Origin of the sequence: Algoriella sp., from assembly GCF_036647415.1 — a bacterium.
In the GTDB taxonomy this organism is placed as follows: Bacteria; Bacteroidota; Bacteroidia; order Flavobacteriales; family Weeksellaceae; genus Empedobacter.
Map to the genome: position 1 here is coordinate 1 of NZ_JAVXKG010000035.1, position 26,123 is coordinate 26,123.

Below are 26,123 nucleotides of genomic sequence, written 5' to 3' on the forward strand. Positions count from 1 at the left end.
GCTTACACGCACTCAGAAGGAACATTAGATTATCGTCAAGCTTTAGCAAATTATTATAAGAATAGAGGAATAGAGCTTGATCCAACAAATTTTATTGCAACTTTAGGTGGTTCGGAAGCTTTATTATTTATTTTCGGAATTATTGCAAATCCTAGTGATGAAGTTATTATTCCAGAACCTTTTTATGCGAATTATAACGGTTTTACGTGTGAAAATGATGTAAAAATCGTTCCAGTTCCTTCTACTATAGAGCAAAACTTTTCTTTACCATCTATCGAAGAATTTGCGAAAAAAATTACAGATAAAACGCGTGCTATTTTAATCTGTAATCCAGGAAATCCTACTGGTTATGTATATTCTAAAGAAGAATTAATCCAATTAAAAGAATTAGTTCTTAAACATGATATTTATTTAATTTCTGATGAAGTTTATGCAGAATATTTATATACAGAAGAAGAATTTACATCTGTTTTAAGTTTCCCAGAATTGAAAAATAATGCGATTGTTATTGATTCTGAATCAAAACGTTTTTCTTTATGTGGAGCACGTTCTGGAGCAGTTATTTCGCGTAATGAAGATTTTATGAAAGCTGCAATGTTGTTTGCACAAGCACGTTTAAGCCCTGTTGAAATTTCTCAATATATTGCAACTTTAGCACATCGCAATGTTGGAACTTATTTTGAAGATTGTCGTACAGAATATATGAAACGCCGCGATACGTTGGTTGCCGGTCTTAATAAAATACCAGGTGTTGTTTGTCCAAATCCGAAAGGAGCATTTTATTGTATGATTCAATTACCAGTAGATAATGCAGAGAAATTTGCAATTTGGTTATTAGAGTCGTTTTCATCAAATGGAGAAACAGTAATGTTGGCGCCAGGGGCAGGATTTTATTCAACGCCAAATTCAGGAATTCAAGAAGTTCGTTTGGCTTATGTTCTTAAAGAAGAAGATTTAATTCGTTCAGTAGAATTATTGAAAGAAGCTTTAGAGCAATATCCAGGTACAATTAGATAAAAAAATATTGTCAGTTTTTATTTATTGTCATACTATTTTTGAGTGATGATAATAAATTGCTGACATTTTCTATAAAAAAATAAGTAAGATGGAAATCATCGAAGATTATTCTTTAAAATTATACAACACGTTTGGAATAGAAGCAAAGGCAAAATATTTTGCAGATGTCGCAACTATTCAGGATTTAAGAAAAGTTTTGGTTTTTCGTCGTCAGAAAGATTTACCAATATTATTTATCGGTGGAGGAAGTAATTTACTTTTTGTCGATAATTTTTCTGGAATTGTATTGAAATTAAATCTGAAAGGAATTGAAATCATCAATGAAGATGACGATTTTGTGTATGTAAAAGCGCAAGGAAGTGAGAATTGGCACAGCTTTGTAGAATGGACGTTAGAAAATGATTTTGGTGGATTAGAGAATTTATCTTTGATTCCTGGAAACGTTGGTACGGCGCCAATGCAAAATATTGGTGCGTATGGAGTTGAAGTGAAAGATTACATACAAGAAGTACAAACATTGGCTCTGGAAACGGGCGATGAACGAACTTTTACCAATGAAGAATGTCAATTTGGTTACCGCGAATCTATTTTCAAAAATGAATTGAAAGGTCAATATGTTTTGGTTGCGGTTACGTTTAAATTAACGAAGAAAAATCATCAACTTCATGTTGATTATGGTGCAATAAAGCAAGAATTGGAGTTGGAGCAAATTGCAGAACCAACAATTCAAGAAATTAGCAATGCAGTGATTAAAATTCGTCAAAGTAAATTGCCAGATCCTTCTCAAATAGGGAATTCGGGAAGTTTCTTTAAAAATCCTGTCATTACAAATGAAGAATTTGCAGAGATTGAAAAAAATCATCCAGAAATTTCTCATTACAAAACTGATTCGGGTGTCAAATTAGCCGCAGGTTGGTTAATAGAACACGCAGGTTGGAAAGGCAAACGTTTTGGTGATGCAGGTGTTCACAATAAACAAGCTTTGGTTTTGGTGAATTATGGAAATGCAACTGGACGCGAAATCTTTGATTTGTCCGAACGAATTATAGAAGATGTAAAAGCCAAATATGGCGTTACATTGATTAGAGAAGTCAATATTATACAATAAATTAAATCCCGCTTTTGGCGGGATTTTTTTTGTTATATTTAGTTAAATTAAGTTTATGAATAAAGTTATAATATTTGTTTTGGGATTCATTTTGTTTGGATGTAGTAAAGAACAATGTACTTATGATGATTATTTTATAAATAATCAAACAGATGATAAACCTACTCTTTATATTGTATCAACAAATAATTCATGTAATCAGTTATATTTAAAAGGTAATTTTTATTATAAAAGTAAAGACTACGAAGTGAATGATAGAATATTTATTCAAGATAGTTTTTATTCGTATTCTTCTCAAAATAATCAACTTATTTTTGATTTTAGTGATAAGAAGAGAAATGGATTCTTATTATTGAATGATTCAATAAAACTTCAAGTTAAATATTTTATGGATATTGAATTTAAAAATAGAAAATTTAGATTGTTTAAAATAGACAATGTTGAAAGCTATTATCAATTGAATTTATCTTCTGTTTTAGTTGTGAATTATAATAATGGAATTGTTGGTAGTTTTATAACAGGAAAAGAAAATAATCAATGGATGGTTACAAGATATCAAGGATTTATTCCAAATAAAGATTATTTCTATTCCATTTTTCAAAAAGGTCAACTACTGTAATTTCCAATAATCTCCACAATTTTATCCAAATCATTTTTATACGATTTTTTTAATCAAAATTGATGTTTTTTATTTTAGAAATTCCAATAATTAATACAACACCGAAAATTATATAAAAAATTGTTTCAATGTTGGCTGTTATTATAAGATACTCATAATCAAAATTTAGTAGTATTCTTCTTAAGATAGGTAATACAATGTTTATAATAGAAACAATTAGTAATAGATTGCTAAGAGGAATTCTTTTTTTATAAGCGATAGATGCAATGACAATGAGAATAATATTAAATACAACGTAGAGAATACTACTTATCATATTAATAAAAATTTGATCCATGTATTTAGGTTTTATAGTTTAAGATTGAATCGTGAAATTAATAATTTTTACCAACTTATCCAAACCATCGGTTAAAGCAGCAGGACCAGGTTGTAAAATCAATTCAGATTTTATTTCGTACAAATGATTTTGTTGAACAGCTTTCACATTTTCGAAACCTAAACGTTGTTTTACTTTTTCGGGTTTGAACATTTTTCCACACCACGAACCGATAATAATTTCGGGATCTCGTTCAATCACCTGTTCATCCAACAAAATTCTATCTTTTGCCAACGCTTTATTTTTCAGTTCAGGAAAAGCCAATTTTCCACCAGCAATTTCTATCAAATCATTTACCCAAGCGCTTCCCGATATAATTGGTTCGTCCCATTCTTCAAAAAAAACAGTAGGGCGATAGGGAAGAAGTGACGCTTGTTGTTTAACGTTTTCTAATTTTATTTCATATTTTTTTATCAATTCTAACCCTTTTTCTTGACAACCAATCAAAGAAGTAAATTGTAAAATCATGTTCAAAATTTCATCGATTGTTTTATGATTAAATATAAAAACATTAATTCCTCTTCTGATCAATTCTGCTGCAATATCTGCTTGTAAATCAGAATATCCGATGACTAAATCTGGTCTTAGATTAATAATCTCTTCAAATTTAGCATCTAAAAAAGTAGAAACTTTTGGCTTTTCTTTTCTCGCTTCTGGCGGACGATACGTGAAACCACTAATTCCCACCAAACGATGTTGTTCGCCAATTGCATATAAAATTTCTGTTCCTTCTTCTGTTAAACAAACAATTCGTTGTGGATAGCGATTTGTAGACATTTTTTTGATTTTTATTTTGGATTGAAAGATGGTTAAAAATAAGAAATTCATACCATTAATTAAAATGATACGATTAATTTTTAAGAAATTTAATCGTATAAAATTGTGACTTAAATCACAGCTATTTTTTGAGGAAAAAACTGAGATTTGCAGAAACAATTTAAGAAAATGAAAAATATATTTATCATAAACGGAGGACAAAATTTTGCTCATTCGGGCGGATTATTCAATAATACATTAACAGGTTGGACAGCAGATTTTTTTACGGCGAATGATTTTGATGTTCGAATGTTTAATGTAAACGATGATTTTGACGCGATGGCTGAAGTCGAAAATTTTAAATGGGCAGATATTATCGTTTACAATACACCGATTTGGTGGTTTCAAGTTCCCAATCTTTTAAAAAAATACATTGATGATGTTTTTACGGCTGGTCACCAAAATGGAATGTATGCAAGTGATGGGCGTTCACGTAAAAATCCGGAAATTAATTACGGAACAGGAGGGTTAATGCAAGGTAAAAATTACATTGTAAATTCTACTTGGAATGCACCAGACACTGCTTTTACTTTACCAGGAGAGTTTTTTAATGAAACATCTGTTGACGATGGTGTTTTATTCGGTTTTCATCACATGAATGCTTTTGTTGGAATGACAAAAATTCAAGGTTTTCACTTTCATGATTTAGAAAAAAATGCAACGGAAGAACGAATAGAAAATTATAGAAAAGAATATAAAAAACATCTTGAGTCAATTTTTGTAACCGAAGAAAATCTAATAAAATGATTTATATAACCGCTATTGTAAAAACTAAATCTGCTTATTTAGACGAAGTAAAATTGGTTTTAGAAAACATGGTAATTCAAACTAGAAAAGAAGAAGCTTGTCTGCAATATGATTTACACCAAGGTATTGAAGATAAAAATCAATTTGTTTTCTATGAAATCTGGGAAGATGAAGAAGGATTAAATATTCACAATAAACAAGCTCATATACAGGAATTTATTTCTTTACCATCAGCTTATTTTCAAGAAAAGCCACTTGTTATTCTTACACAAAAAATAGAAAAATAGTTAAAATTTTGTCTATATAAAAAATAGCGTATTTCATTTCTTAACTTTGAAGAATGGACTATGCTATTTTTTTACGCCAACATATTGAAGCGGTAATTGCTTTAACTGATGAAGAATTTCAAACAATATTACCGTATTTTTCTCCTATAGAAGTAAATATAAAAGCTCTAATCATAGAGGCTGGACAAATTATTACGTCTGAATTTTTGGTTGTGAAAGGTTGTCTGAAAGCTTTTACAGAAGATGAAGTTGGAAAGGAATATATTATTCAGTTTGCGATGGAAGATTGGTGGATTTCTGACTATCCTGCGTTAGTAAATGAATCAAAAGGGAATATGTGTGTACAAGCTTTGGAAGATTGTCTTGTGCTAGAACTTAGTTTTGATAATAGAAAAAAGATGTGCGAAGCAGTTCCTAAAATGTATATTTTTCATGGTCAAAAGGCATTTTCGGGTTATGTTGCTTTACAAAAAAGAGTATTGTCGATGATGAAAAATTCTGCTAAAGAAAAATATGAACTGTTATTGCATCAGTATCCAGCTCTTTTTCAGCGTGTTTCTAAAACTATGATTGCACAATATCTGGGTGTTTCTAGAGAAACGTTGAGTAGATTAGAAAAAAAGTAGCATTATATTTAATCGGGTAAGTTCTACGCCCTATAATCAGCTGTCTTCCCCGATTTTTGAATTATTTTTCTTAAAATCTTAATAATAAAGTTATAATTCATTAAAAATGATTAGGTTTGCATATTGTATACAATATACATTTTGATATGATAACACAAGAATCGCTAAAAACTCAAATTATAAAAGCATTGTGGCAGCTAATAATCGATGGCGAAATATTACCTGATGAGCCGCTACGAGAAATACAATTGACAGAATTATTAAACATAAGCAGAACGCCATTAAGAGATGCTTTACAACAATTAGAATGGGAAGGAATTGTAGTATCCGAACCCAGAAAAGGCTACAGATTAGCTAAATTTTCGGAAGCAGATATTGATGAAATTTATCCTTTGAGAGCAAAATTAGAATCATTTGCGTTGGAATTATCGGGTATTCCAAATAATAAAATTTTGGATAAACTGACTGAAATTAATTCGAAGATTATTAATTCAAAATCACCAAAAGAGGTGGTAGAATTAGATGAAAGTTGGCATATATTATTGCTTTCTAATTGTCCAAATCAACGATTATTAAAAATGATTAAAACCTTACATCGTCAGTCGCAACGCTATGAATACGCTTATATGGCGATGAAAAAAAAGGTTGAGAAATCGAGTAATCAACACGAAAATATTATTCTTCGATTACAAAACGGAGAATTACAAGAAGCCATAGAATTACTTGCAGAAAATAATTTAGTAGGAATGTATGCGCTTGTAAACTGGTTAAGATCTAAAAACTAATTATGAATAATAAATTAACACAAATGAAAAAACTAAACATCATCATTTTTCTGTTTTTGTCGCTCAATATTTTTGCACAAAACGTAGGTAATGAAAAAAATAAGCAAATTGATACCGAATTTTTTATTCCGATAGAAAAGTCAAATCTTTACACGAGAATTGTTGGTAATTCCGAAAAACCTATTATTATAACGCTTCACGGTGGACCAGGAGCTTTTAATGTTGATCACGAATTTTTCAGAAATATTTTTGAAAATGATTATTTGATGGTTTATTTTGACCAAAGAGGAAGTGGAAAATCTGACGAATGGAAAGATAAATCGATGCTTACAACCGATCAATTTGTGAAAGATTTGGATGTTGTGGTAGATTATATCAGAGCTAAATATCCCAATAAAAAAATCAATCTTTTGGGTTCTTCTTGGGGTGGAACGTTTGGATTTTTGTATTTGATAAAACATCAAGAAAAAATACATTCATTTATCAGTAACTCTGGCACTGCCAATATTCAAAATAATAATTTTGCATTGATAAAACACGAAAAACAATTAGCTAATAAACTGATAAAGAAAACGAACGATCCTGTAAAAATCAAGAGATTTAATGAAATCTTGCAAAAATTGGACGTTATAGAAAAAAGTGGATTCAAGAGTTTCTTTGCAGATATGGACTCGATAAGATATGTGTTTCCGAAAGATTTAGGATTTGATGTTTATTGGGCTCAACCTGAAAAGAAAGGGAAAACTGATAAGTTATTGAATGATCCAGATTTTTATACTCGCGTTAGATACACGCCAGAACTGATAGAGCAAGCTATGAAAAGATTTGAGTATATTAATGAAGCATTTCACGAGCAAGAAGCTTACAATAATCTGAATGTTTTAGACCAACTTGCAGTTATTAAAACACCGATTTTAGTTCTTCAAGGAGATTCTGATTACGCAATTGGAATAGAATCTGGACGAATGATTTATAAAGCACTGAAAAATGTTCCTAAAAAAGATAAAGAATTGATATACATCAAAAATGCCTCTCATAACATTCCAGCAGAAGAACCTGAAATATTGTATAAATCTTTGACGGATTTTTTTGCAAAACATAATTAAAACTGTAATACTCATTAAGAAACCTCGTTAAAAACTCCTTTAACGAGGTTTTTTAATAAAATATTCTACTGAAAATTAGAAATATAAAGGGTAAGAGTCTTCAATTAATACATTATTTATTTTATTTTCAATTAGTATGACAATATTTCTATCAATTTTTGTTCAATCTTTCGAAAGAAATTATAATTGATTTTATTCATTGAAAATAACTCGATAACTTCTTTATTTCACAGCAAAACTTTACCTTTACACAATAAATTCGAGGACAAATGTTTAGAACTCATACTTGTGGTGAACTTACACAAGCCAACATTAACGAAAAAGTAACTTTAAGCGGTTGGGTTTCAACGCTACGCGATAAAGGTTTTATGATGTGGATAGATTTACGCGACCGTTACGGTATCACGCAAATCATCTTAGATGAAGATCGTTCATCAAAAGAATTATTTGAAACAGCAAGAAGTTTAGGACGCGAATTCGTTGTCCAAGTTTCGGGAACAGTAATAGAAAGAGCTTCAAAAAATCCAAATATTCCAACAGGAGAAATTGAGATTTTAGCTGATTCTATCACAATCTTGAACGAATCTGCTTTACCACCTTTCACAATTGATGATAATACGGATGGAGGAGAGGATATTCGTATGAAATATCGCTATTTAGATATTCGTCGTAATCCAGTTAAAAATAAATTAATCTTCCGAAGCAAAGTTGCACAGGAAGTTCGTAAATATTTAGATGCACAAGATTTTGTAGAAGTTGAAACACCAGTTTTGATTAAATCTACACCAGAAGGTGCGCGTGATTTTGTGGTTCCATCTCGTATGAATCCAGGAGAATTTTATGCGTTGCCACAATCGCCGCAAACATTCAAACAATTATTGATGATTGGAGGTTTGGATAAATATTTCCAAATCGTGAAATGTTTTCGTGACGAAGATTTGCGTGCAGACCGTCAACCAGAATTTACTCAGATAGACTGCGAAATGTCTTTTGTAGAGCAAGAAGATATTATGAATGTTTTCGAAGGTTTAGCAAAACATTTATTACATACTTTCAAAGGATTAGAATTTGGAGATTTTCCTCGTATGACGTTTGCTGAAGCAATGCGTCGTTATGGAAATGATAAACCAGATATTCGTTTCGGAATGGAGTTTGGAGAAATTTCTGATTTAGCAAAAGGAAAAGATTTCAAAATCTTTGATGAACAAGAATTAATTGTTGGTATTGCTGCCGAAGGCTTAAATACGTACACACGTAAGGATATTGATAAATTAATAGAATGGGTTCAACGTCCACAAATTGCTGCTACAGGATTGGTTTGGGTGCGTTACAACGAAGACAGAACGTTTAAATCTTCTGTAGATAAATTCTATTCTCAAGAAGATTTAGCAGCTTGGGCAGAGCGTATGAACGCAAAACCAGGAGATTTGATGTTGGTAATGTCTGGTAATACAAACAAAGTTCGTGCGCAATTATCGGCTTTACGTATGGAAATTGCAGAGCGTTTAGGATTACGTAATCCAGAAGTTTTTACACCATTATGGGTTGTAGATTTTCCATTGTTAGAGTGGGACGAAGAATCTGAGCGTTACCATGCAATGCATCATCCTTTTACTTCTCCAAAACCAGAAGATATGGAGTTGATAACAACTAATCCAGGTGAAGTTCGTGCAAATGCGTATGATTTAGTTTTGAATGGAAACGAAATCGGAGGAGGATCAATTCGTATTTTTGATAAAGATATTCAAGCAAGAATGTTTGAATTGTTAGGATTTACAGCAGAACAAGCAGAAGCACAATTTGGTTTCTTGATGAATGCTTTCAAATACGGAGCGCCACCACACGGAGGTTTAGCATTCGGGTTTGACCGTTTTGTATCTATTTTAGATGGTTCAGAAACTATTCGTGATTATATTGCATTCCCAAAAAATAACTCTGGTCGCGATGTTATGATTGATGCACCATCAACTATTGCAGATGAGCAAATGGTAGAATTAAATATCAAATCAACTTTTGTAGAAAAATAATTAACTGCAAAGTTTAATTCATAAAAAAGCCTAAAATGTTTTACATTTTAGGCTTTTTATTTCGAAATAAAAACAAATAACTTTTAATTCAAATTTATAATCAATATCTCTTTCAATATTTCTGATTTAACAGATGTTATTGATTTTGAGAACATTATTAATCTATTTACGGTAGCTTGTTTTGGTTCGAAACTTTCTGAGTAAAATTCAATCATATAAATAAACTTACATTTTCTTTAAAACGCTAAATTGTAAAGTTTATTTTTTAGTCCATTGTTAAAATAATGTTATTATTTTCAATAACCTTTCTCAGATTGATAATTGCATAGCGCATTCGCCCTAAAGCAGTGTTTATACTTACATCAGTTTCTTCTGCAATTTCTTTAAAACTAAGTTCTTTAAATATTCTTAATTCTAAAACTTCTCGCTGATCATCTGGTAATTTTGTTACTAAATTTCTTAAATCATGTTCTATTTGTGATTTAATAATTTTAGTTTCAGAACATTCGTCACAAATTCCAATAAAATCGAAAATGTTATATTCTTCATTGTATCCAACTGTTTCACTAACTGTTGGCATTCTTTTGTTTGATCGAAAATAGTCAATAGTCAAATTATGAGCAATACGCATAACCCAAGGTAAAAATTTACCTTCTTCGTTATATCGTCCACCTTTTAATGTAAGGATTACCTTGATAAATGTATCCTGAAAAATATCTTCGGTTACATCTTTATCTAAGACTTTAGAGTATATAAAACTATAGATTCTTCCTTTGTATTTCTCTATTAATGTTTCTAAAGCATTTTCATTACCTCTTAAATAATCTTGGATTAATAAAGAGTCATCTTCATAGTTCATAGTAGCAATTGTTAATTATAAAGTAGAATTTAATCTATAGGCTGTTTTTTTATTGTTTATCCAAATATAGGTAAACAAATATTTGCTACAAGTTTTTTAACATAAAAATTCTTAATTTTATTTAAATTTTTCTTAAAAAAATAAATAATTGTTAATTTTCATATTTATCCATAATATTGAATTAACATTATTGTGAATTTAATAAATAAGTAGGATAGAGAGTAGTAGATGTTAATTAAGATGAATAATGATGGTTGATCTTAATTTAGACGTTTTAACATTTGATATTGATTTAGAAAAAGCTAAAATTTTATCAATTGTTGATTTTTTTGGACTATTATATATTATTTCTTTTTTCATTTTGATGTGCTTTGTAAAGCTAAAATCAAATATTAGTCCATAATACATTAAAGTAAGAATAAAAAAATAAAAGCCTTTCCAAAATGGAAAGGCTTCATAAAATAAACTATTTTTTTCTTAGATATTTGCGAAATATTCTACTGTATCAACTACTTTGTTAGAGTATCCAATTTCGTTATCATACCATGCAACTAATTTCACAAAAGTTGGGTTTAGCATAATACCTGCTTCTGCATCAAAAATAGATGTTCTTGTATCTCCACGGAAATCCATAGAAACTACTGAATCTTCTGTATACCCGATAATTCCTTTCAAATCACCTTCTGCAGCTTCGCGCATTACTTTTTTGATTTCGTCATAATTAGTTTCTTTTGCTAATTTTACTGTTAAATCTACTACAGAAACATCGACTGTTGGCACACGGAAAGACATTCCAGTTAATTTACCGTTAAGTTCTGGAATTACTTTACCTACTGCTTTTGCAGCACCAGTAGAAGAAGGAATGATGTTTGTCATTGCGCTACGTCCACCTCTCCAATCTTTCATAGATGGTCCATCTACTACTTTTTGTGTTGCAGTTGCAGCGTGTACAGTAGTCATTAAACCTTCTACAATTCCGAAGTTTTCGTGAATTACTTTAGCTAAAGGCGCTAAACAGTTTGTTGTACAAGAAGCATTAGAAATAATTGTGTCTGCAGCTGTAATTTTGTCGTGGTTAACACCCATTACAAACATTGGTGTATCATCTTTTGATGGACCTGTCATTACAACTTTTTTTGCACCAGCATCAATGTGTTTTTGTGCAGATTCTTTCGTTAAAAAGATTCCTGTTGCATCAATTACTACATCAGCACCAACTTCATCCCATTTTAGGTTTGCAGGATCTTTTTCTGCAGTAACTCTAATTTTTTGTCCATCTACAACTAAATGTCCATCTTCAACTTTAATTTCTCCGTCAAATTTTCCATGAACAGAGTCATACTTTAACATGTATGCTAAATAGTCAATATCAACTAAATCGTTAATTCCTACGATTTCGATATTTTCTCTTTTGATAGCAACCCCAAATACAAGGCTACCAATTCTTCCGAATCCATTGATTCCTACTTTAATTTTTGACATAGTATATATAATTTCCCTTTATATTAAAAACTTAGATAGCTAAAATTTTAGCAACTTTTATTAATTCTGAATCAATTTCGTTGTGTTTTTTGATTGCTTCATCGATAGGAGTGAAAACCAATTTGTTAGAACGAATTCCAGCCATAAGATTGGTTTTTCCTTCTAATAAACCTTCTACAGCAGCAATACCAAGACGGCTTGCTAATACACGATCATGACATGATGGAGAGCCACCACGTTGTATGTGACCTAAAACTGTAACACGAATATCGTATTCTGGATGACGAGTCTGAACTTGTTTTGCCATTTCAAAAACGCCACCTAATTTTTCACCTTCTGCAACTACAACAATACTTGATTTTTTTCCAGATTTTTCAGATCGTTCTAATGATGTACATAATTCATCAACACTATCTCGTTGTTCTGGAATCAAAATATCTTGTGCACCCGAAGCTATACCACTATTTAATGCAATAAAACCAGCATCGCGTCCCATAACTTCTACAAAAAATACACGGTCATGAGAGGTTGCAGTATCACGCAGTTTATCAATTGCATCAATTACTGTATTTAGAGCAGTATCATAACCAATTGTAAAATCTGTTCCAAAAATATCATTGTCTATAGTTCCTGGAATTCCAATAAATGGAACACCAAACTCTTGATAGAAAATATTAGCCCCAGTAAAAGAGCCATCTCCACCAATTACAACTAAAGCATCTATATTATTATTTTTTAGATGAGTATATGCTTTTTGACGTCCTTCTGGAGTTTTAAACTCTAAAGATCGAGCAGTTTTTAAAATTGTACCACCTTGATTGATAATGTTTCTAACTGAACGAGGTCCTAAATCAATCATATCATTATTGATTAAACCTTCGTATCCTTGACGAATTCCAACCGACTGTAAATCGTAATATTTGCAAGCTCTAACTACGGCACGTAGGGCCGCATTCATTCCAGGAGCATCACCACCAGAGGTTAATACACCTATTCTTTTTATATTGTTTCCCACGTTTTTTCCCTTTATTATATCAAATATAATAAAAAAACAGTATATTATTGTAAAGCGTAGTTGTTAAAGAAACATTAATCTTCGTCTATAGGTTTTAAAATGCCATCAGCAAAATCTCGTTGTAGAATGACGACTATGTATAAATCTTCTCTAGTTCGTTTAGGGTCAAATGTTTGCTTTAGGTCAATATCAAATGCTCCACTTGCTGCTTGGTAAAGAAAGGCATTTATTCCACCACGTAATTCTTTTATAATATCGTATGTTGTTTTATCTGTTTCTTTATAAATTAACTTAGTTAAGATTTGACCACGAGAACTTGACATGTTTTTTAACTGATTTTCAAATTGATCAGCTAAATTTTTTTGACGTGTTTTTATAAATTTCTTTTTGTCTCGTTTTTTATCCATGGTTTGTATGGTATCTGAGACATAATTATATTCTTTTACAGCCGTGCGAACATAAGGCCAAACATCACGTACACGTTTTCTTAACCATAAATAATATTTTTTTTCTAAATCAGATTTTAAAACAACTGAATACGTATTCATCTCATTAAGATGAATTGTATCTAATGGATTGAAAGAAAAGTCAGTTAAATTAATCGAATCATTTTTAATTTCTTGCGTCGTATTTTTTCCTCCCAAATCTAAACCGAAAATTTGCGCTTTTAAAGTAGAAATAGGTGAAAAATAGAAGAGAGAAATGAAGAGATAGATATAATATTTCATAATTGATTTAATACAAAAATTGTTCCTAAAATTAGTACATTTGTTATAAAATATACAAAAATGAGCGTAAATAATTTATTTGATGAAAAGTCGATTGATTTTTTAACAAAATACTTAAATACAGCTTCACCAACAGGTTTTGAAAGTGAAGGACAAAAAGTTTGGATGGATTACTTAAAACCATTTGTAGATGAAATAAGAACAGATAATTATGGTTCTGCTTACGGAGTTATCAATCCAGATGCGCCTTACAAAGTAGTAATAGAAGCACATGCAGACGAAATTTCATGGTTTGTAAATTATATTTCTGATGATGGTTTTATTTATGTAATCAGAAATGGAGGTTCAGATCACATGATTGCGCCATCTAAAGTGGTTAATATTCATACAAAAAAAGGAATTGTAAAAGGAGTTTTTGGTTGGCCAGCAATTCATTTGCGTCAAGCAGGTAAAGATGAAGCGCCAACTCCAGATAAAATTTGGATTGATACAGGTTGTACGTCAAAAGATGAGGTTCTTGAATTAGGAATACATGTAGGTTGTGTGATTACGTATCCAGATGAATTTTTCACATTAAATGATCGTTATTTTGTTTGTCGTGCTATAGACAATAGAATGGGCGGATTTATGATTGCAGAAGTTGCACGTAAATTGGCAGAAAATAAAGATAAATTAGATTTCGGATTGTACATTGTAAATGCAGTGCAAGAGGAAGTTGGTTTACGTGGTGCGGAAATGATAACACAAACTATAAAGCCAAATGTTGCAATTATTACTGATGTTACACATGACACAACAACGCCTATGATTACAAAATCTAAAGAAGGTGAGCAGAAATGTGGCGATGGACCAGTTGTCTATTATGCGCCAGCTGTACAGAATAATTTGCGCGAATTGATTATAGATGCTGCAGAGAAAAACAATATTCCATTTCAGCGTGCAGCAAGTTCTCGTGTAACGGGTACGGACACAGATGCTTTTGCGTACAGCAATGGAGGAGTGCCATCTGCATTAATTTCGTTGCCGTTGCGTTATATGCACACAACAGTAGAAATGGTTCATCAATCGGATGTGAAAAATGTGATTGAATTGATTTACGAATCTGTAAAAACCATTAAAAACGAACAAAGTTTTAAATATCATACAGTTTAGAATTTTTATTATAATAAATATCAAAAGCCGCTAATCAGTGGCTTTTGTTTTTTTATTAATCACATATTCAAACGTTACAACACGTAAATTCCAAAGTTTTAATTCTTGTTTTGCGTTGAGAGAATTCTCTTTTTCGCTTACAATCAATTCATCTGTAAATGAAGAATGATACTGAGACCAATGGTTATTTTTAGAATCATTTAATAAAAAATAAAAACCAGGATCACCAAATTTTTTTCCAGAAGATTCTAATATTAATTCGTTATTTTGACCAACATTAGGTTTCAAAATTACCGTTGCATTTCCTTTCGGTAACGGAAAAATTGCTTTAATACAGATTTTTCCAGACGGTAATTTACAAGTTCCATAAATACCCGAATATATGATTAGACCTGTAGATTTTATTTTTCTTAACCAAATGGTATATTTTACTTTTTTTGATTGATTATCAATTAATTTTATTATTTCGCTTGTTAATATTTCTGATTCATCAAATTGCTTTGTCGGAATGTTGAGTTGATTTATTCGCTGACTAAATAATCGGTTAACAATAATTCCAAAAAATTTAAATATTGGATTCCATTTTGCTTTAAAAACTAAATCATAATCAGCCGTTTTTTCATAAAAATCAATTACTTTATCAGATAATTTATTTTTTTCTATGTCAGATAAATTCAAAGATTGAATAGAATCTAATAAACCAACAGAATTACAATTTCGTTTGATGGTTAAATTCTCTTTTTCTGCAAGTTGCGTAATAAAATTTTCTCCAATACCGTCCAATTCTCCAAAAGGTCCCCAAAGCCATTTGTGTTCTTTAGGATTTATTTTCTTTCCCCAAATAATAATCCATTGTTGGGTAAACCAATCTTGTAATTTTTGCATTGAGTAAGGAAAATTCATTCTTTTGTCGTATTTATTACAGTAAAATTAGACTTTCCGTTCCATTCGCCAAATTCTGATAAAACTTTAAATCTTAACGTTGTTAATTCGTAATGAAAATCCTTTTTATTTCGTTCTTTCATTGCATCAATATGTCTTTTTGGTTTTGGCATATTACTGTGTCCATACACCATATCTGTCATTTCTTTTTGTGTTTTCCAAATAGAAAATGTAGAAACTAAATTTGGATAACGAATTGAAGCCAAAGATAGCGTGGTACCAGAATGATCTCGCACCAATTTTTCAACAGGTCTGCCCCAACGAATAAAGCGTGGAATTTGTAGAAACTTCATTCTGGCAAGAGTTATAGCGACTACAGGATTGATTTCTGTATTTGGTTGATTTGAAGTTTCGGGAATATGAAAACCAGAAATATTTCCCCATTGTCTAACAAATTGAAGTTTTAAAAACCAGCTTTTGTTTAATTTTTTTCCGAAAGAATGAGTTGAAAGAAAATCTGCTAAAGCTTTTTCATTTTCCCATTGTGCAAAAACGACAACTTCTCTTGAAAATATTCTTGATTTTGAAAAAATTGCAGAACCTAAAATCATTGCAGACATTGTTTCTGCGTAAATCAAACCTTCTATTTTATTTGAATTTATTGGAAAAATCATATTCTTAAAAACTTGAATAATTGGAAGTTTAATTAAATGATAGGTAAAAATACTCATATAAGCTTTTATTGATTTTTATTAGGAATATTACAAGATTAATATATTCAAAGTTAATACAACAATAAAGTAAAACCAATTTAATCATAATCATGTGTTCAATGTAAAATTAAAAACGAATTAAGTTGAGTTTTTAATAAATATTAGAATATAAAAAACAACGATCTCAGAATATGAAATCGTTGTTTTATTTTATAAATATTGTTGTTATTTTTTTATAATCAACTTTTGAGAGTGCGAGATATTATCTCCTTTAATTTTTATTACATAAACACCATTAGTTAAATTAGAAAGACTAATTGATTTATTATTTGCAGGATTATAACTTGCTTCTTTTACTAATGATCCTGTCATGTTATAAATTTTGATTGAATAATTTCCTTTTAAATTTTTCGAATTAAGATTTATTTCATTTTTTGCAGGATTTGGAGAAATTGTTAATTTATTAGAAATATTAAGTTCATCCGTAGATAATTGACACTCTGATGGAACTGAAAAATCTTCTACTTGATCATTTAATTCTGGATTTGAATTATTTTCTAAATCAACCCAATATCCATTTAAACCTCCAGGACTTGCGTTGACTCCTAAACCTCTTTTTGCAAAAGTATTCCAAATCATACATTTATCTACTCCACCAGTTTGTGCTTCATCAGCAGCTAGAATTGCATCACGTCCATCAATAAAAGAAGGGTTACATTTCTGTAATTTCATACCATCCATTACCAATTGTAACACTTTAGCAGTTCCACTATTTTTATCTGCAGTAACTATATTGTTGTAACCATATTTTTCTACATATTTCCATGTCAAATCCCACAACATTGTAGCCCAAATGAAACCAATACTATGAACATTTGGAGTACTACCAAGCGTAATGCCAAAAAAACTTAAAGGTAATTCCATTCCATTTGTTTTTCCATACGTAAAATTGTTTATAGAAAAATCTGGTGAATATTTAGCTAGTCGAATCCCAGGACCATCAATATCTTGACTATAAGCATAGGTTCCCATTCCTCTTGCAATATTTGCATTATCTGTTGGTTTCATTGTTAAAATCAACGCAATAAAATCTGACCAACCTTCACCCATTTGCTCGTTTGAATTAATTTGAGATAAGCAAAGTCCGTTTCCGTCACCTGTTAATCGATTAGAAATTCCATGTGCATATTCATGTGCAATAATACCATTGTCTAAACTACCATCAGGTTGTGCTACTAAAGAGAAGTCTTTTTTTAGTGTAAGATTAACGGTTTCATTTTGTTCGACTTTATTTTTTAATATTTCTCCAGATTTACGATCAATTAATGCAGAATAATATACGGTTTCGGCACCAGAAGTATATCCACCAACTGGTTGTGTGTATTCTGCATTGTAATAAATTGTACCAATAGCGCCAGCAACAATTGAATTATTTGTTTTCTGAGCAAAATTACAAGAACCTCGTTGTATTAAAACAATTTTTCCTTTTACTTGATCTTGGTTTGTTAATTCTGAACAACCATCTAAAGGATTGGCGATAACTAAATCACTTGTAACACCTACTGTTGGTAAATTTTGGACATCACCAGCGAAAATAGTAGTTGTAGAGAAGCTTGCTAAATCAGAAGGAGAATGAACAGTAATACCGTTATAGTCTTTTGGAGAAAATAAGTACATCTGCATTGTTGGTGCTGTTCCATCTTCAGCAGTTTGAAAATTAGCATTGTCATATCCACCACCATCTCTGGCTTCAGCTAATACAAAATCTTTTTCTACTCCGCCTTTTCCTAAATTTGAATATTGAAAATTACGAGCAGTTTCTGTAAATCCAAATTGATAAGAAATGTTGTGCATCATATTATTCACATAAAATAAATTAGCAATGGCAGCATCTTTATAAGTATCTACTGGTTTTGTAACGTCCAAAGGAAAATCAAATTTTCTATTTGGACCTCCATACGCAAGTTGACTTATATCGTCAAGTGAATTTTTGTTGGTATCATCAGAATAAGCAGAAACATTGTTACCAACTGTATAATCTTTATATTTATCAAAATCAGAACTTCCTGTATCTTGCCAACCCAAAGGAGAAAAATCGTTATTAAATGGTTCTTTTACTAATGTTCTATTACCAAAAGTAGGAGCTTCAATAGGAAGTTGATAAACATTATAAGATGCAGAAGCTAGTGTAGATATAGTATTATTTGATGTTTTTTGTGGTTGATTTATTGGAAAAGAAACTGTTTTTTTTGCTGATTTATCATCATAATTTTGATGTAAAAAATCATTTCCATCAAATCTGTCAAAAATTGTTGTATTTAATCGATACAGAATTTCAGAATTTAATGCATCTACAATTGCAACCCAATTGTTAGCTGTTCCTTTTTCTTTAAAGGAAATTTTATAAGCTAATCTTGCTTCATTATTTTTTTCAAAATAAACCAAATTTGATTTTATATTTTCTGGTTTACTAATTTTTAAAAGGTTTTTATTCTTATCATCTTTATCAAGTGTATAAGATGAAATATCTTTTAATCGAATAGAATTAGCAAAAACAGTAAATGCATTTAGTTCGTTGATGCTTGGTTTATTTTTTGCAATTTTATTTAGACTTATTGAATTGCTAAATCCGTTTGCAACATAATTAATTTTATTGTTACTAATTAGAAAAGTAGCCGATTTATTAAAAACTGGAATACCATAGATTTCTTGATTAATAACAACAACATCTCCATTTAATGATTTTGATTTATCAATATTTAAGATTTTGAACTCTTTTAGTTCAGCTGGAATTTTACTTAAACTATTATTAATCCTAAAATATTCGGAGATATTTTCTTCATAATTTTGAGCATTCACAAATGTAAAAGATAAAAGAGCCGGTAGAAGGAGTAAAGCTGTAAATTGATTTTTCTTCATGTTATATTGATTTTAAAATTTCATTTTACAATATATGAAAATCAATTATTTAACAAAGTTGTATTTTGTTATTAGCTAATAATCAGTTAATTATTCTTTGTTTTTTTTACTGAAAAGAAAATTATTAGTTAAAAACAAAAAAATACAAAACAATAAACTAACAAGCGATCGTTTATTAAAAAAGAAAAATAAATAAATAAAGAAGTAATTATTTTTTTATGCACACAGCTTATAGAAAATTATCATTTTTTTATGAATGAAGTCTATTTTTTATCCATTTTGCGACAGGTTTTTCAAAATATTCGAAAATTAAAATGCTCAAAATTAATGCAATAATAAAGTATAAACCGATTTTAGAAAAATCATTTATTGCAGGTAAATATTGATTTCCATATTTGATAACAATCATGTGAATCATATAGAACGCAAAACTAATTTCGCCCAAATAGACTAAACTTTTATGTTGTAGTATTTTCGAGAAAAAACCTTTTTGTAAAGCAAAAACTAGCACAATCATCATCATCGGAATCCAATAATAAATTCCGTAACGAAATGCTCTTGCAACATCTTCGTGAAAGATGAAAAATCCGATTAACAGAACAATTGAAGTAAATTCTATCATTGTTCCTTTTGCTAAATTAATCTCTTTCGTCTTTATTTTTTGATAGATTTGACACGTTATTATTCCTAAAATAAAATCAAAACTACGTACGATTGGATTAATGTAAAAAATACCTTTTTCTAAATTTCTATTTGTCGAAAAATAAGGCTCAGCGAATATAATTGCAGGAATAATAAGTAATAATATATATATTAGTTTCGGAAATTTGTACAACCAAATGACATAAAAAGGAAACATTATATAAAAAAAGGCCTCGGTAGAAATACTCCACGAAACATTGTTTATAGAGAAATAAAAGTCTTTTACTGGAATAAAAGATTGTAATAAAAAGATATTCGCAGCGGCAATATCCCATTCGAAAGTATATTTCCAAACATTAATTACAACAAAGGGTAACATGATAAGAAAGGTGAGTACATGCAACGGATAAATTCTTGCAAAACGTGCGATGTAAAATTTCTTTTTATCAAAGTTCGGATTATCGATAATTTTTTTCTCATAATTAAGCGCTAACACAAAACCGCTCAAAATAAAAAAGAATCCAACGCCGAGATAACCTTCGAAAAATACGTTATTTTTTAACCAATTGTACCAAACTAAATCTGTTTTTACAAAAGTTAAGTGACTTAAGAAAACGACAAAAGCAAAGAAAAATCGTAAGGAAGTTAAGCTGTTCAACATTAGTCTAAAATTTTAATTTCCATTTGGTAATATTCATCAAACATACGAATAAATTCGTCTAATTTACTTTCTCTTACAGCTATTGTAAACATACATTTATCGGTAAAGTTCTTCTCTTTTATTTCGCCACCAATTCGGTCAACATTGCGTTCCACAATGCCTTGTTGGTCATAATTAAAAACCAATTTCACACGTTTTGAGACAAATCGTTCTACAATATTTGCTTCTTCTATTACAACTTGCGCAGCATATTTATAGGCTTTTACCAAACCAGGAATACCAAGTTTTGTTCCGCCAAAATAACGAACAGAAACAATTAATGTATTTGTTATTTCACTCGAAAGAATTTGATTATAAATAGGTAAACCTGCAGATCCACTTGGTTCGCCATCGTCATTAGCACGATGATTTTTACCATCAATTCCTAAAATATAGGCATAGCAATGATGATTTGCATCAGGATGTAACTCATACAAATTGTCTAAATAAAGTTTGATGTCGTTTTCATTTTCTACTGGATAAGCATAGTTGATAAACTTGCTTCCCATTTCTTTAAAAATTATATCTTCTACTGGTTTCTCGATTGTACGATAACTATCAATCATGCTTTATTTGGCTATATAATAAGTCTCGCAAAGATATAGAAAATCGAAGTTTTGAGAAAAAAATATGCAAAGTTGTTTTTTTAATGTCTTTAAGAAATAACAAAAAATACATTTTTGATAAAATACTTTATCTCTTCTTCCAAATGGTTTTATAGAAAAAAAATGTAAAAATTATTATACTTATTATTACTTTATGTAAACCATCTTCATCAAATGTTTTCTGAGAGGTAAAATAAACATAAATAGAATATTCTATGATAAAAATGCATAATAAGCTAATAATCATTGCTAAGTTATTCTTTATTTTTAAACTAAAATATAATGGAACAGAAAATAGTACAATATCTATAATAGGAAAAAATAAAACAATCCATAAATAATAAAATAAATTTTGTGTATTACGAATACTATTAAATTCTAGTAATTTATAATCCTCATTTATTATCATTCTAAAACCTAAAAAAATAATAAAACTTAGGAAAATACTTATACAAACGTTGATAAAAATAGGTTTTAACATATTTCTTTTTATGAATAAGAAAAAGAACCTTATTTCTAAGATTCTTCTTCTATTTGGATTCTATTTTCAAAAATATTTAATTCATCATTCAAGAAACGGTATTTACCAATTCGAGTTCCTTTGATACGCGGTGCGAGAATTCCTTCGTTCCAAATAGTATCCGAACTCAAAATTCGTGCTTCGTCCCATAAATTTGTTTCAATAAAATACTGTATTGTATCGCTTCCGCCTTCTATAATAAGAGATTGTATATTTTTTTGATGCAAATAATCAATCACTTGTGGTACGATTTTTTCTGAAAAATCTATTTTTTTGATGATGAGGTTTTCTTCTTCAAAATCTTCAAGCGAATTAAAAATAACAGTTGGTTGAGATTGATCAAAAAGGTGAAAACTTCTCGGAATTGCAAGATTTTTATCAATCGCAATTCGCAATGGATTTTTACCATTCCATAATCTCGAATTTAATTGTGGATTATCAATCAATGCGGTATTTTTTCCGACTAAAATAGCTTCTTCTTCAGTTCGCCATTTGTGTACCAACTGTTTACTATATTGATTCGTAATCCATTTCTGTATATCATCTCGTCCCATGTAACCATCTTCTGTTTGTGCCCATTTCAGAATAATGTATGGTCGTTTTTTTTGATGAAAAGTCAAAAATCGCTTATTCAATTCTAAACACTCATTCTCTAAAATATTTAAGGTTACATCAACACCATTTTTCAACAAACGCAAATAACCTTGACCATTTACTTTAGAAAAAGGATCTAATGTTCCGATAACGACTCTCGGAATTTCTTTTTTGATAATTAAATCGGCACAAGGAGGTGTTTTTCCGTGATGAGAGCAAGGTTCTAACGTAACATAAAGTGTACTTTCCTTTAATAATTCAGGATTTTTTACCGAGTTTATAGCGTTTACTTCTGCGTGTGGACCACCATATTCTGATGTAAAACCTTCGCCAATAATTTTATTGTTATGTACAATTACAGAACCAACAAACGGATTAGGATACGTTGTTCCTAATCCGTTTGTGGCAATTTGTATGCAACGAGACATATACATCTCATCGATAGATTGTTGTTTCATTTTAAATATTAATCATTAAAATTGATGTTGAATAACGCTTTCAATTTGATTTCAGCTTCCGTTAATTTCTTACGTTTCTCATCAATTTGTCTGTAAACATCTTTTAATAAAGGACTGTCTGCATTGGCATTCGAAAAGAAATGAACATTGTTATCCAATTGATTAATTTCTTTTTCTAATTCATCAATTGTTTTACGTGTTTTTCTAATTTCGTCGTCCAATAAACGATCATTTCCGTCTGCTTTTATTTTATTGACAAAAGACTGAAGTTTATAATCACTTATTTCAGTTTTTGATAAATTTAGAGCACTTAATTTATCATTGTAAAGAGTTGTAAATTCTTGATTAATAGCTAATTTATCTGCAGGAACTTTTCCTAAATTTACCCAAGCTGTGTATAAATCTTCAAGTTGTTTTAAAGCTTCATCTTTATTTTCTGAAATCTCAGTTGTTTTAAATTCTTCTAAGAAAGCTTGTTTGTTTTCAAAATTAACTTCTAATTTTTGATTGTCTTGTTCGTGACGCTTTTTGTATCGATCAAAAAATTTATTACATGTGTCTTTGAATTCTTTCCAGATTTTGTCTGAATTTTTTCTTGGAACATGTCCAATATTTTTCCAATCATTTTGAATCTTTTTAATCACTTGTACAGAATTGTTCCAATCTGTGCTTTCTGTATGTTGTTTTGCAATATCTAATAATGCTAATTTCTTTTCAAGATTACCTTGTTGTTCTGTTTTTAGCGTTTTATAGAAATCATTTTTAATGTGATTAAACTCTCTTGTCACTTCTTTGAAAGCTTCCCAAGTTGCAGCATTTTTATCTTTTGGTACACGACCTAATCCGATAAATTGTTCACGAAGTGTATTAATATCTTTGATTGCTTTTTGCCAATCTCCATGCGATTTATTCGCAGCTTTAGCAGCAATTTCTTTTATATTTTTAATAATCTCGTTTTTCTTTTCAAGATTATCTTTTTGTTCTTGTTTTATTTTTTCATTCAATTCACCTTTACGATCATGAATTTTATTTGTCAATTCTTTGAATTTTTGCCAAGTTGGCTCACGTAAATCTTCTTGTACAGGAACAGCCTCTTCTTTCCATAAACGGTGAAGATATTGTAACTCATTTAGTGCTTTTTGCACATTTGTTTCTTTAATTAATTCTTCTGCACGATTAATAATAGAATGACGAACTTCTAGATTATGAGCATAATCTAATGTTTGTAATTCCTTATTCATATCCAAATAAGTGTAGAAATTATCTAAATGAAAGAAATAGTTTTTGAAAATATTTTCTGCATTTTTACTCGGAATTCGACCAGCATTATGCCAACGCGTTTTAAGCTCGCGAAATTTTTTGAACATTGTAGATGATGTATCACCAGGTTCTTGGTATAACGCTTTTAATTCGTCAATAATAGTCAAGCGTTCATTTAAATTATCCGATTCTTTTTTCTCGTTTTCTTTATGAAAAGCTGTCAATTGATTTTTGAAATCGTTATAAACAGCATTAAACTTAGCACGATAACTTGTTTCGTATTTAAAATCTACTTCATCACCACCATCATTTACAAATGCTTCTTTTTTTGCAGCTTCATCTATTTCTAGTTTTTGTTTAAAAACATCACGAATTTGATTGAAATGTTCGCGAATTTCTTGAACAGAATGTTTGCTCAAAAGATTTTTTGCTTCATTAATTAAGACATCAAAACTAAAAGTTTCGTAATCTTTAAACGAAATATCGCTTATTTTTTCTTGATTTACAGCATCTTCTGTTTTGTAAGATTCTGTGATATTGTCGTTTGTAGAGACAGGTTGTGGTTGTTGTTCTCCATCTGCATTATGCAGGTTATCCATTTCTGTGTTCATAAGTAAATATGTTTTGTTCCTCAAATCTAATAAAACTAAAGAACAAAATCAAGTGATTTAGTCTACTTTATTCCATATTTTCCAAGCTTTTTCAGCTTGTAGAACTAACATTTCGTGTCCATTTTTGATTTTCGCTCCATTATTTTGTCCATTTTCTAAGAATTTAGTAACTGGTGGATTGTAAATTAAGTCGTACAACAAGTGTTTTTCCAAAATAAATTGATAGGGAAGGAGTGGTGCATTTTCTATATTTGGAAAAGTACCAACTGGTGAACAATTGATAATAATTTGATGTTGAGAAATAATTTTTTCATCTAAATCATCATACGTAAATTGATTTTCTAAGATAGTTCTCGATACAATTTTATACGCGATATTTAATTCATCTAAAATATAAAAAACAGCTTTTGCTGCGCCGCCATTTCCTAAGACTAATGCTTTTTTATGATGAGAGTCTAAAAGTGGTAAAATTGAATGATGAAAACCGTAGCAATCTGTATTGTGACCAATTCGTTTTCCGTTTTTAATCAAAACTGTATTTACAGCGCCAATTACTTTGGCTTCTGGCGACAGTTCGTCCAGAAATGGAATTATTTCTTGTTTGTAAGGAATAGTAACGTTAAATCCTACTAAACCTTCGGTTGCGAATACTTTTTCCACTTCATCTATTTGCTGTAAATCAAAAACATTGTAGACAGCGTCTACAATGTTTTCGTTTATAAATTTATCAGCAAAATAGGATTTAGAAAATGAATAAGAGATATTACGTCCTATTAATCCAAATTGTCTCATTCTTCTGTTTTATTTTTATTGAATTGAGCTTTTACAATTCGGATAATTAACGGCATATTTGCCAAAATAATTATTCCGAAAATAAACTTTTCTAAATTATGTTTTACAATATCAAATTGTCCCAATATGTGTCCAAGCAGTGAAATTACACCAACCCAAAGCACTGCACCAATAAAACTGTAGGTAATAAAGGTTTTGTAATTGAGATTTGTAACACCGCAAATAAATGGAATTATGGTACGAACAACAGGCATAAAACGAGCAATAATAATGGCTTTTTTTCCATTTTCGTTAAAAAATTCTGTTGCTTTTTCGATATGTTTCTTTTTAAGGAACCAAGAATCTGGTCTATTTAAAATCCATCCTCCAAATTTTTTTCCAACATAATAGTTTACGTTATCACCTAATATCGCTGCAACCATAAGTAATGGAATGATATACTCGATATGTAAATGGTTTTGTTCATCGTTTGCAGCAATCATTCCGATAGAGAAAATCAACGCATCTCCAGGTAAAAATGGCATAAGAAATGACATTATAATAAGTCCTGTTTCTGCAAAAATGATTAGGAATAAAATAACATATATCCAATAACCGTAATTATTGATAATGTCCATAATAACCCTATCTGGACGCTGAACAAAATTGGTGATAAACTCAATTATAGATTCCATTGT

The 26,123-nt window shown here is 30.0% G+C and carries 24 protein-coding genes; 10 read left to right on the plus strand and 14 right to left on the minus strand.

Annotated features, from left to right (window positions below; all coding sequences use genetic code 11):
* The 3 genes from RSC72_RS13090 to RSC72_RS13100 form a co-directional block, all read left to right on the plus strand.
* On the plus strand, positions 1-1,017 hold a 1,017-nt coding region (locus RSC72_RS13090), incomplete at its 5' end, for a pyridoxal phosphate-dependent aminotransferase (protein WP_332578562.1).
* An 88-nt stretch (positions 1,018-1,105) separates the two neighbouring features.
* Positions 1,106-2,125 (plus strand): UDP-N-acetylmuramate dehydrogenase, encoded by a 1,020-nt coding sequence (gene murB / locus RSC72_RS13095; protein ID WP_332547050.1) that lies wholly within the window; start codon positions 1,106-1,108, stop codon positions 2,123-2,125.
* Between the two features lie 55 nt (positions 2,126-2,180).
* Positions 2,181-2,744: a hypothetical protein gene (locus RSC72_RS13100; protein ID WP_332547052.1), complete on the plus strand. Its 564-nt coding sequence runs from the start codon at positions 2,181-2,183 to the stop codon at positions 2,742-2,744.
* A 355-nt stretch (positions 2,745-3,099) separates the two neighbouring features.
* On the opposite strand, the gene RSC72_RS13105 is transcribed toward RSC72_RS13100, so the two are convergent.
* The gene (locus tag RSC72_RS13105; protein ID WP_332547054.1) at positions 3,100-3,897 is read right to left on the minus strand and encodes a cobalamin-binding protein; all 798 of its coding nucleotides are present in this window, start codon (positions 3,895-3,897) and stop codon (positions 3,100-3,102) included.
* Between the two features lie 168 nt (positions 3,898-4,065).
* Here RSC72_RS13105 and RSC72_RS13110 point away from each other — a divergent pair, with 168 nt between their 5' ends.
* The 6 genes from RSC72_RS13110 to aspS all read left to right on the plus strand — a co-directional run bounded on the left by RSC72_RS13110 (position 4,066) and on the right by aspS (position 9,514).
* Positions 4,066-4,683 carry an NAD(P)H-dependent oxidoreductase gene (locus RSC72_RS13110; protein ID WP_332566406.1) on the plus strand — a complete coding sequence of 206 codons (618 nt, stop codon included), beginning with the start codon at positions 4,066-4,068 and terminating at the stop codon, positions 4,681-4,683.
* Positions 4,680-4,970: a putative quinol monooxygenase gene (locus RSC72_RS13115; RefSeq protein WP_332566407.1), complete on the plus strand. Its 291-nt coding sequence runs from the start codon at positions 4,680-4,682 to the stop codon at positions 4,968-4,970. Before RSC72_RS13110 ends, RSC72_RS13115 begins: the two co-directional genes overlap by 4 nt.
* Before the next feature lie 53 nt (positions 4,971-5,023).
* The gene (locus tag RSC72_RS13120; protein WP_332566408.1) at positions 5,024-5,596 is read left to right on the plus strand and encodes a Crp/Fnr family transcriptional regulator; all 573 of its coding nucleotides are present in this window, start codon (positions 5,024-5,026) and stop codon (positions 5,594-5,596) included.
* Between the two features lie 146 nt (positions 5,597-5,742).
* Entirely contained in the window at positions 5,743-6,381 is a 639-nt protein-coding gene (locus RSC72_RS13125; protein ID WP_332566409.1) for a GntR family transcriptional regulator, read from the plus strand.
* A 2-nt stretch (positions 6,382-6,383) separates the two neighbouring features.
* Entirely contained in the window at positions 6,384-7,487 is a 1,104-nt protein-coding gene (locus RSC72_RS13130) for an alpha/beta hydrolase (protein ID WP_332578563.1), read from the plus strand.
* A gap of 269 nt (positions 7,488-7,756) precedes the next feature.
* Positions 7,757-9,514, plus strand: coding sequence for an aspartate--tRNA ligase (gene aspS / locus RSC72_RS13135; protein WP_332578564.1), 1,758 nt, complete (start codon positions 7,757-7,759; stop codon positions 9,512-9,514).
* A gap of 265 nt (positions 9,515-9,779) precedes the next feature.
* On the opposite strand, the gene RSC72_RS13140 is transcribed toward aspS, so the two are convergent.
* The 4 genes from RSC72_RS13140 to RSC72_RS13155 all read right to left on the minus strand — a co-directional run bounded on the left by RSC72_RS13140 (position 9,780) and on the right by RSC72_RS13155 (position 13,598).
* On the minus strand, positions 9,780-10,373 hold the full coding sequence (locus RSC72_RS13140) for an RNA polymerase sigma factor (protein ID WP_332578565.1): 594 nt from the start codon (positions 10,371-10,373) through the stop codon (positions 9,780-9,782).
* A 477-nt stretch (positions 10,374-10,850) separates the two neighbouring features.
* Complete coding sequence (gap, locus tag RSC72_RS13145; RefSeq protein WP_332578566.1) at positions 10,851-11,855, minus strand: type I glyceraldehyde-3-phosphate dehydrogenase; 1,005 nt, start codon at positions 11,853-11,855, stop codon at positions 10,851-10,853.
* 31 nt (positions 11,856-11,886) lie between these two features.
* The gene (gene pfkA / locus RSC72_RS13150) at positions 11,887-12,870 is read right to left on the minus strand and encodes a 6-phosphofructokinase (protein ID WP_332578567.1); all 984 of its coding nucleotides are present in this window, start codon (positions 12,868-12,870) and stop codon (positions 11,887-11,889) included.
* A 74-nt stretch (positions 12,871-12,944) separates the two neighbouring features.
* Entirely contained in the window at positions 12,945-13,598 is a 654-nt protein-coding gene (locus RSC72_RS13155) for a DUF4294 domain-containing protein (protein ID WP_332578568.1), read from the minus strand.
* Between the two features lie 60 nt (positions 13,599-13,658).
* Here RSC72_RS13155 and RSC72_RS13160 point away from each other — a divergent pair, with 60 nt between their 5' ends.
* Complete coding sequence (locus RSC72_RS13160; RefSeq protein ID WP_332547062.1) at positions 13,659-14,750, plus strand: M42 family metallopeptidase; 1,092 nt, start codon at positions 13,659-13,661, stop codon at positions 14,748-14,750.
* A 30-nt stretch (positions 14,751-14,780) separates the two neighbouring features.
* Here RSC72_RS13160 and RSC72_RS13165 read toward each other — a convergent pair whose 3' ends face one another.
* The 9 genes from RSC72_RS13165 to RSC72_RS13205 form a co-directional block, all read right to left on the minus strand.
* Positions 14,781-15,653, minus strand: coding sequence for a hypothetical protein (locus tag RSC72_RS13165; RefSeq protein WP_332547060.1), 873 nt, complete (start codon positions 15,651-15,653; stop codon positions 14,781-14,783).
* Entirely contained in the window at positions 15,650-16,363 is a 714-nt protein-coding gene (locus tag RSC72_RS13170; RefSeq protein WP_332578569.1) for a hypothetical protein, read from the minus strand. Before RSC72_RS13170 ends, RSC72_RS13165 begins: the two co-directional genes overlap by 4 nt.
* A gap of 207 nt (positions 16,364-16,570) precedes the next feature.
* Positions 16,571-19,264 carry a T9SS-dependent M36 family metallopeptidase gene (locus tag RSC72_RS13175; RefSeq protein WP_332566281.1) on the minus strand — a complete coding sequence of 898 codons (2,694 nt, stop codon included), beginning with the start codon at positions 19,262-19,264 and terminating at the stop codon, positions 16,571-16,573.
* 250 nt (positions 19,265-19,514) lie between these two features.
* Positions 19,515-20,567: an acyltransferase family protein gene (locus RSC72_RS13180; protein WP_332566280.1), complete on the minus strand. Its 1,053-nt coding sequence runs from the start codon at positions 20,565-20,567 to the stop codon at positions 19,515-19,517.
* The gene (locus RSC72_RS13185) at positions 20,567-21,172 is read right to left on the minus strand and encodes an IMPACT family protein (RefSeq protein ID WP_332566279.1); all 606 of its coding nucleotides are present in this window, start codon (positions 21,170-21,172) and stop codon (positions 20,567-20,569) included. The genes RSC72_RS13180 and RSC72_RS13185 overlap by 1 nt, the downstream gene beginning before the upstream one ends.
* Positions 21,173-21,727: 555 nt before the next feature.
* Complete coding sequence (gene ribD, locus RSC72_RS13190) at positions 21,728-22,783, minus strand: bifunctional diaminohydroxyphosphoribosylaminopyrimidine deaminase/5-amino-6-(5-phosphoribosylamino)uracil reductase RibD (protein ID WP_332566278.1); 1,056 nt, start codon at positions 22,781-22,783, stop codon at positions 21,728-21,730.
* 8 nt (positions 22,784-22,791) lie between these two features.
* Positions 22,792-24,654 carry a DUF349 domain-containing protein gene (locus RSC72_RS13195; RefSeq protein WP_332545760.1) on the minus strand — a complete coding sequence of 621 codons (1,863 nt, stop codon included), beginning with the start codon at positions 24,652-24,654 and terminating at the stop codon, positions 22,792-22,794.
* Positions 24,655-24,711: 57 nt separating this feature from the next.
* Positions 24,712-25,446 carry a shikimate dehydrogenase family protein gene (locus RSC72_RS13200; protein WP_332545761.1) on the minus strand — a complete coding sequence of 245 codons (735 nt, stop codon included), beginning with the start codon at positions 25,444-25,446 and terminating at the stop codon, positions 24,712-24,714.
* Positions 25,443-26,120, minus strand: coding sequence for a DedA family protein (locus tag RSC72_RS13205; RefSeq protein WP_332545763.1), 678 nt, complete (start codon positions 26,118-26,120; stop codon positions 25,443-25,445). The genes RSC72_RS13200 and RSC72_RS13205 overlap by 4 nt, the downstream gene beginning before the upstream one ends.
* Positions 26,121-26,123: the final 3 nt, after the last annotated feature.

Coding starts and splice junctions, on each gene's coding strand:
- murB (WP_332547050.1), top strand. CDS start 1,106: ATGGAAATCATCGAAGATTATTCTTTAAAATTATACAACACGTTTGGA.
- RSC72_RS13100 (WP_332547052.1), top strand. CDS start 2,181: ATGAATAAAGTTATAATATTTGTTTTGGGATTCATTTTGTTTGGATGT.
- RSC72_RS13105 (WP_332547054.1), bottom strand. CDS start 3,897: ATGTCTACAAATCGCTATCCACAACGAATTGTTTGTTTAACAGAAGAA.
- RSC72_RS13110 (WP_332566406.1), top strand. CDS start 4,066: ATGAAAAATATATTTATCATAAACGGAGGACAAAATTTTGCTCATTCG.
- RSC72_RS13115 (WP_332566407.1), top strand. CDS start 4,680: ATGATTTATATAACCGCTATTGTAAAAACTAAATCTGCTTATTTAGAC.
- RSC72_RS13120 (WP_332566408.1), top strand. CDS start 5,024: ATGGACTATGCTATTTTTTTACGCCAACATATTGAAGCGGTAATTGCT.
- RSC72_RS13125 (WP_332566409.1), top strand. CDS start 5,743: ATGATAACACAAGAATCGCTAAAAACTCAAATTATAAAAGCATTGTGG.
- RSC72_RS13130 (WP_332578563.1), top strand. CDS start 6,384: ATGAATAATAAATTAACACAAATGAAAAAACTAAACATCATCATTTTT.
- aspS (WP_332578564.1), top strand. CDS start 7,757: ATGTTTAGAACTCATACTTGTGGTGAACTTACACAAGCCAACATTAAC.
- RSC72_RS13140 (WP_332578565.1), bottom strand. CDS start 10,373: ATGAACTATGAAGATGACTCTTTATTAATCCAAGATTATTTAAGAGGT.
- gap (WP_332578566.1), bottom strand. CDS start 11,855: ATGTCAAAAATTAAAGTAGGAATCAATGGATTCGGAAGAATTGGTAGC.
- RSC72_RS13155 (WP_332578568.1), bottom strand. CDS start 13,598: ATGAAATATTATATCTATCTCTTCATTTCTCTCTTCTATTTTTCACCT.
- RSC72_RS13160 (WP_332547062.1), top strand. CDS start 13,659: ATGAGCGTAAATAATTTATTTGATGAAAAGTCGATTGATTTTTTAACA.
- RSC72_RS13165 (WP_332547060.1), bottom strand. CDS start 15,653: ATGAATTTTCCTTACTCAATGCAAAAATTACAAGATTGGTTTACCCAA.
- RSC72_RS13170 (WP_332578569.1), bottom strand. CDS start 16,363: ATGAGTATTTTTACCTATCATTTAATTAAACTTCCAATTATTCAAGTT.
- RSC72_RS13175 (WP_332566281.1), bottom strand. CDS start 19,264: ATGAAGAAAAATCAATTTACAGCTTTACTCCTTCTACCGGCTCTTTTA.
- RSC72_RS13180 (WP_332566280.1), bottom strand. CDS start 20,567: ATGTTGAACAGCTTAACTTCCTTACGATTTTTCTTTGCTTTTGTCGTT.
- RSC72_RS13185 (WP_332566279.1), bottom strand. CDS start 21,172: ATGATTGATAGTTATCGTACAATCGAGAAACCAGTAGAAGATATAATT.
- ribD (WP_332566278.1), bottom strand. CDS start 22,783: ATGAAACAACAATCTATCGATGAGATGTATATGTCTCGTTGCATACAA.
- RSC72_RS13195 (WP_332545760.1), bottom strand. CDS start 24,654: ATGAACACAGAAATGGATAACCTGCATAATGCAGATGGAGAACAACAA.
- RSC72_RS13200 (WP_332545761.1), bottom strand. CDS start 25,446: ATGAGACAATTTGGATTAATAGGACGTAATATCTCTTATTCATTTTCT.
- RSC72_RS13205 (WP_332545763.1), bottom strand. CDS start 26,120: ATGGAATCTATAATTGAGTTTATCACCAATTTTGTTCAGCGTCCAGAT.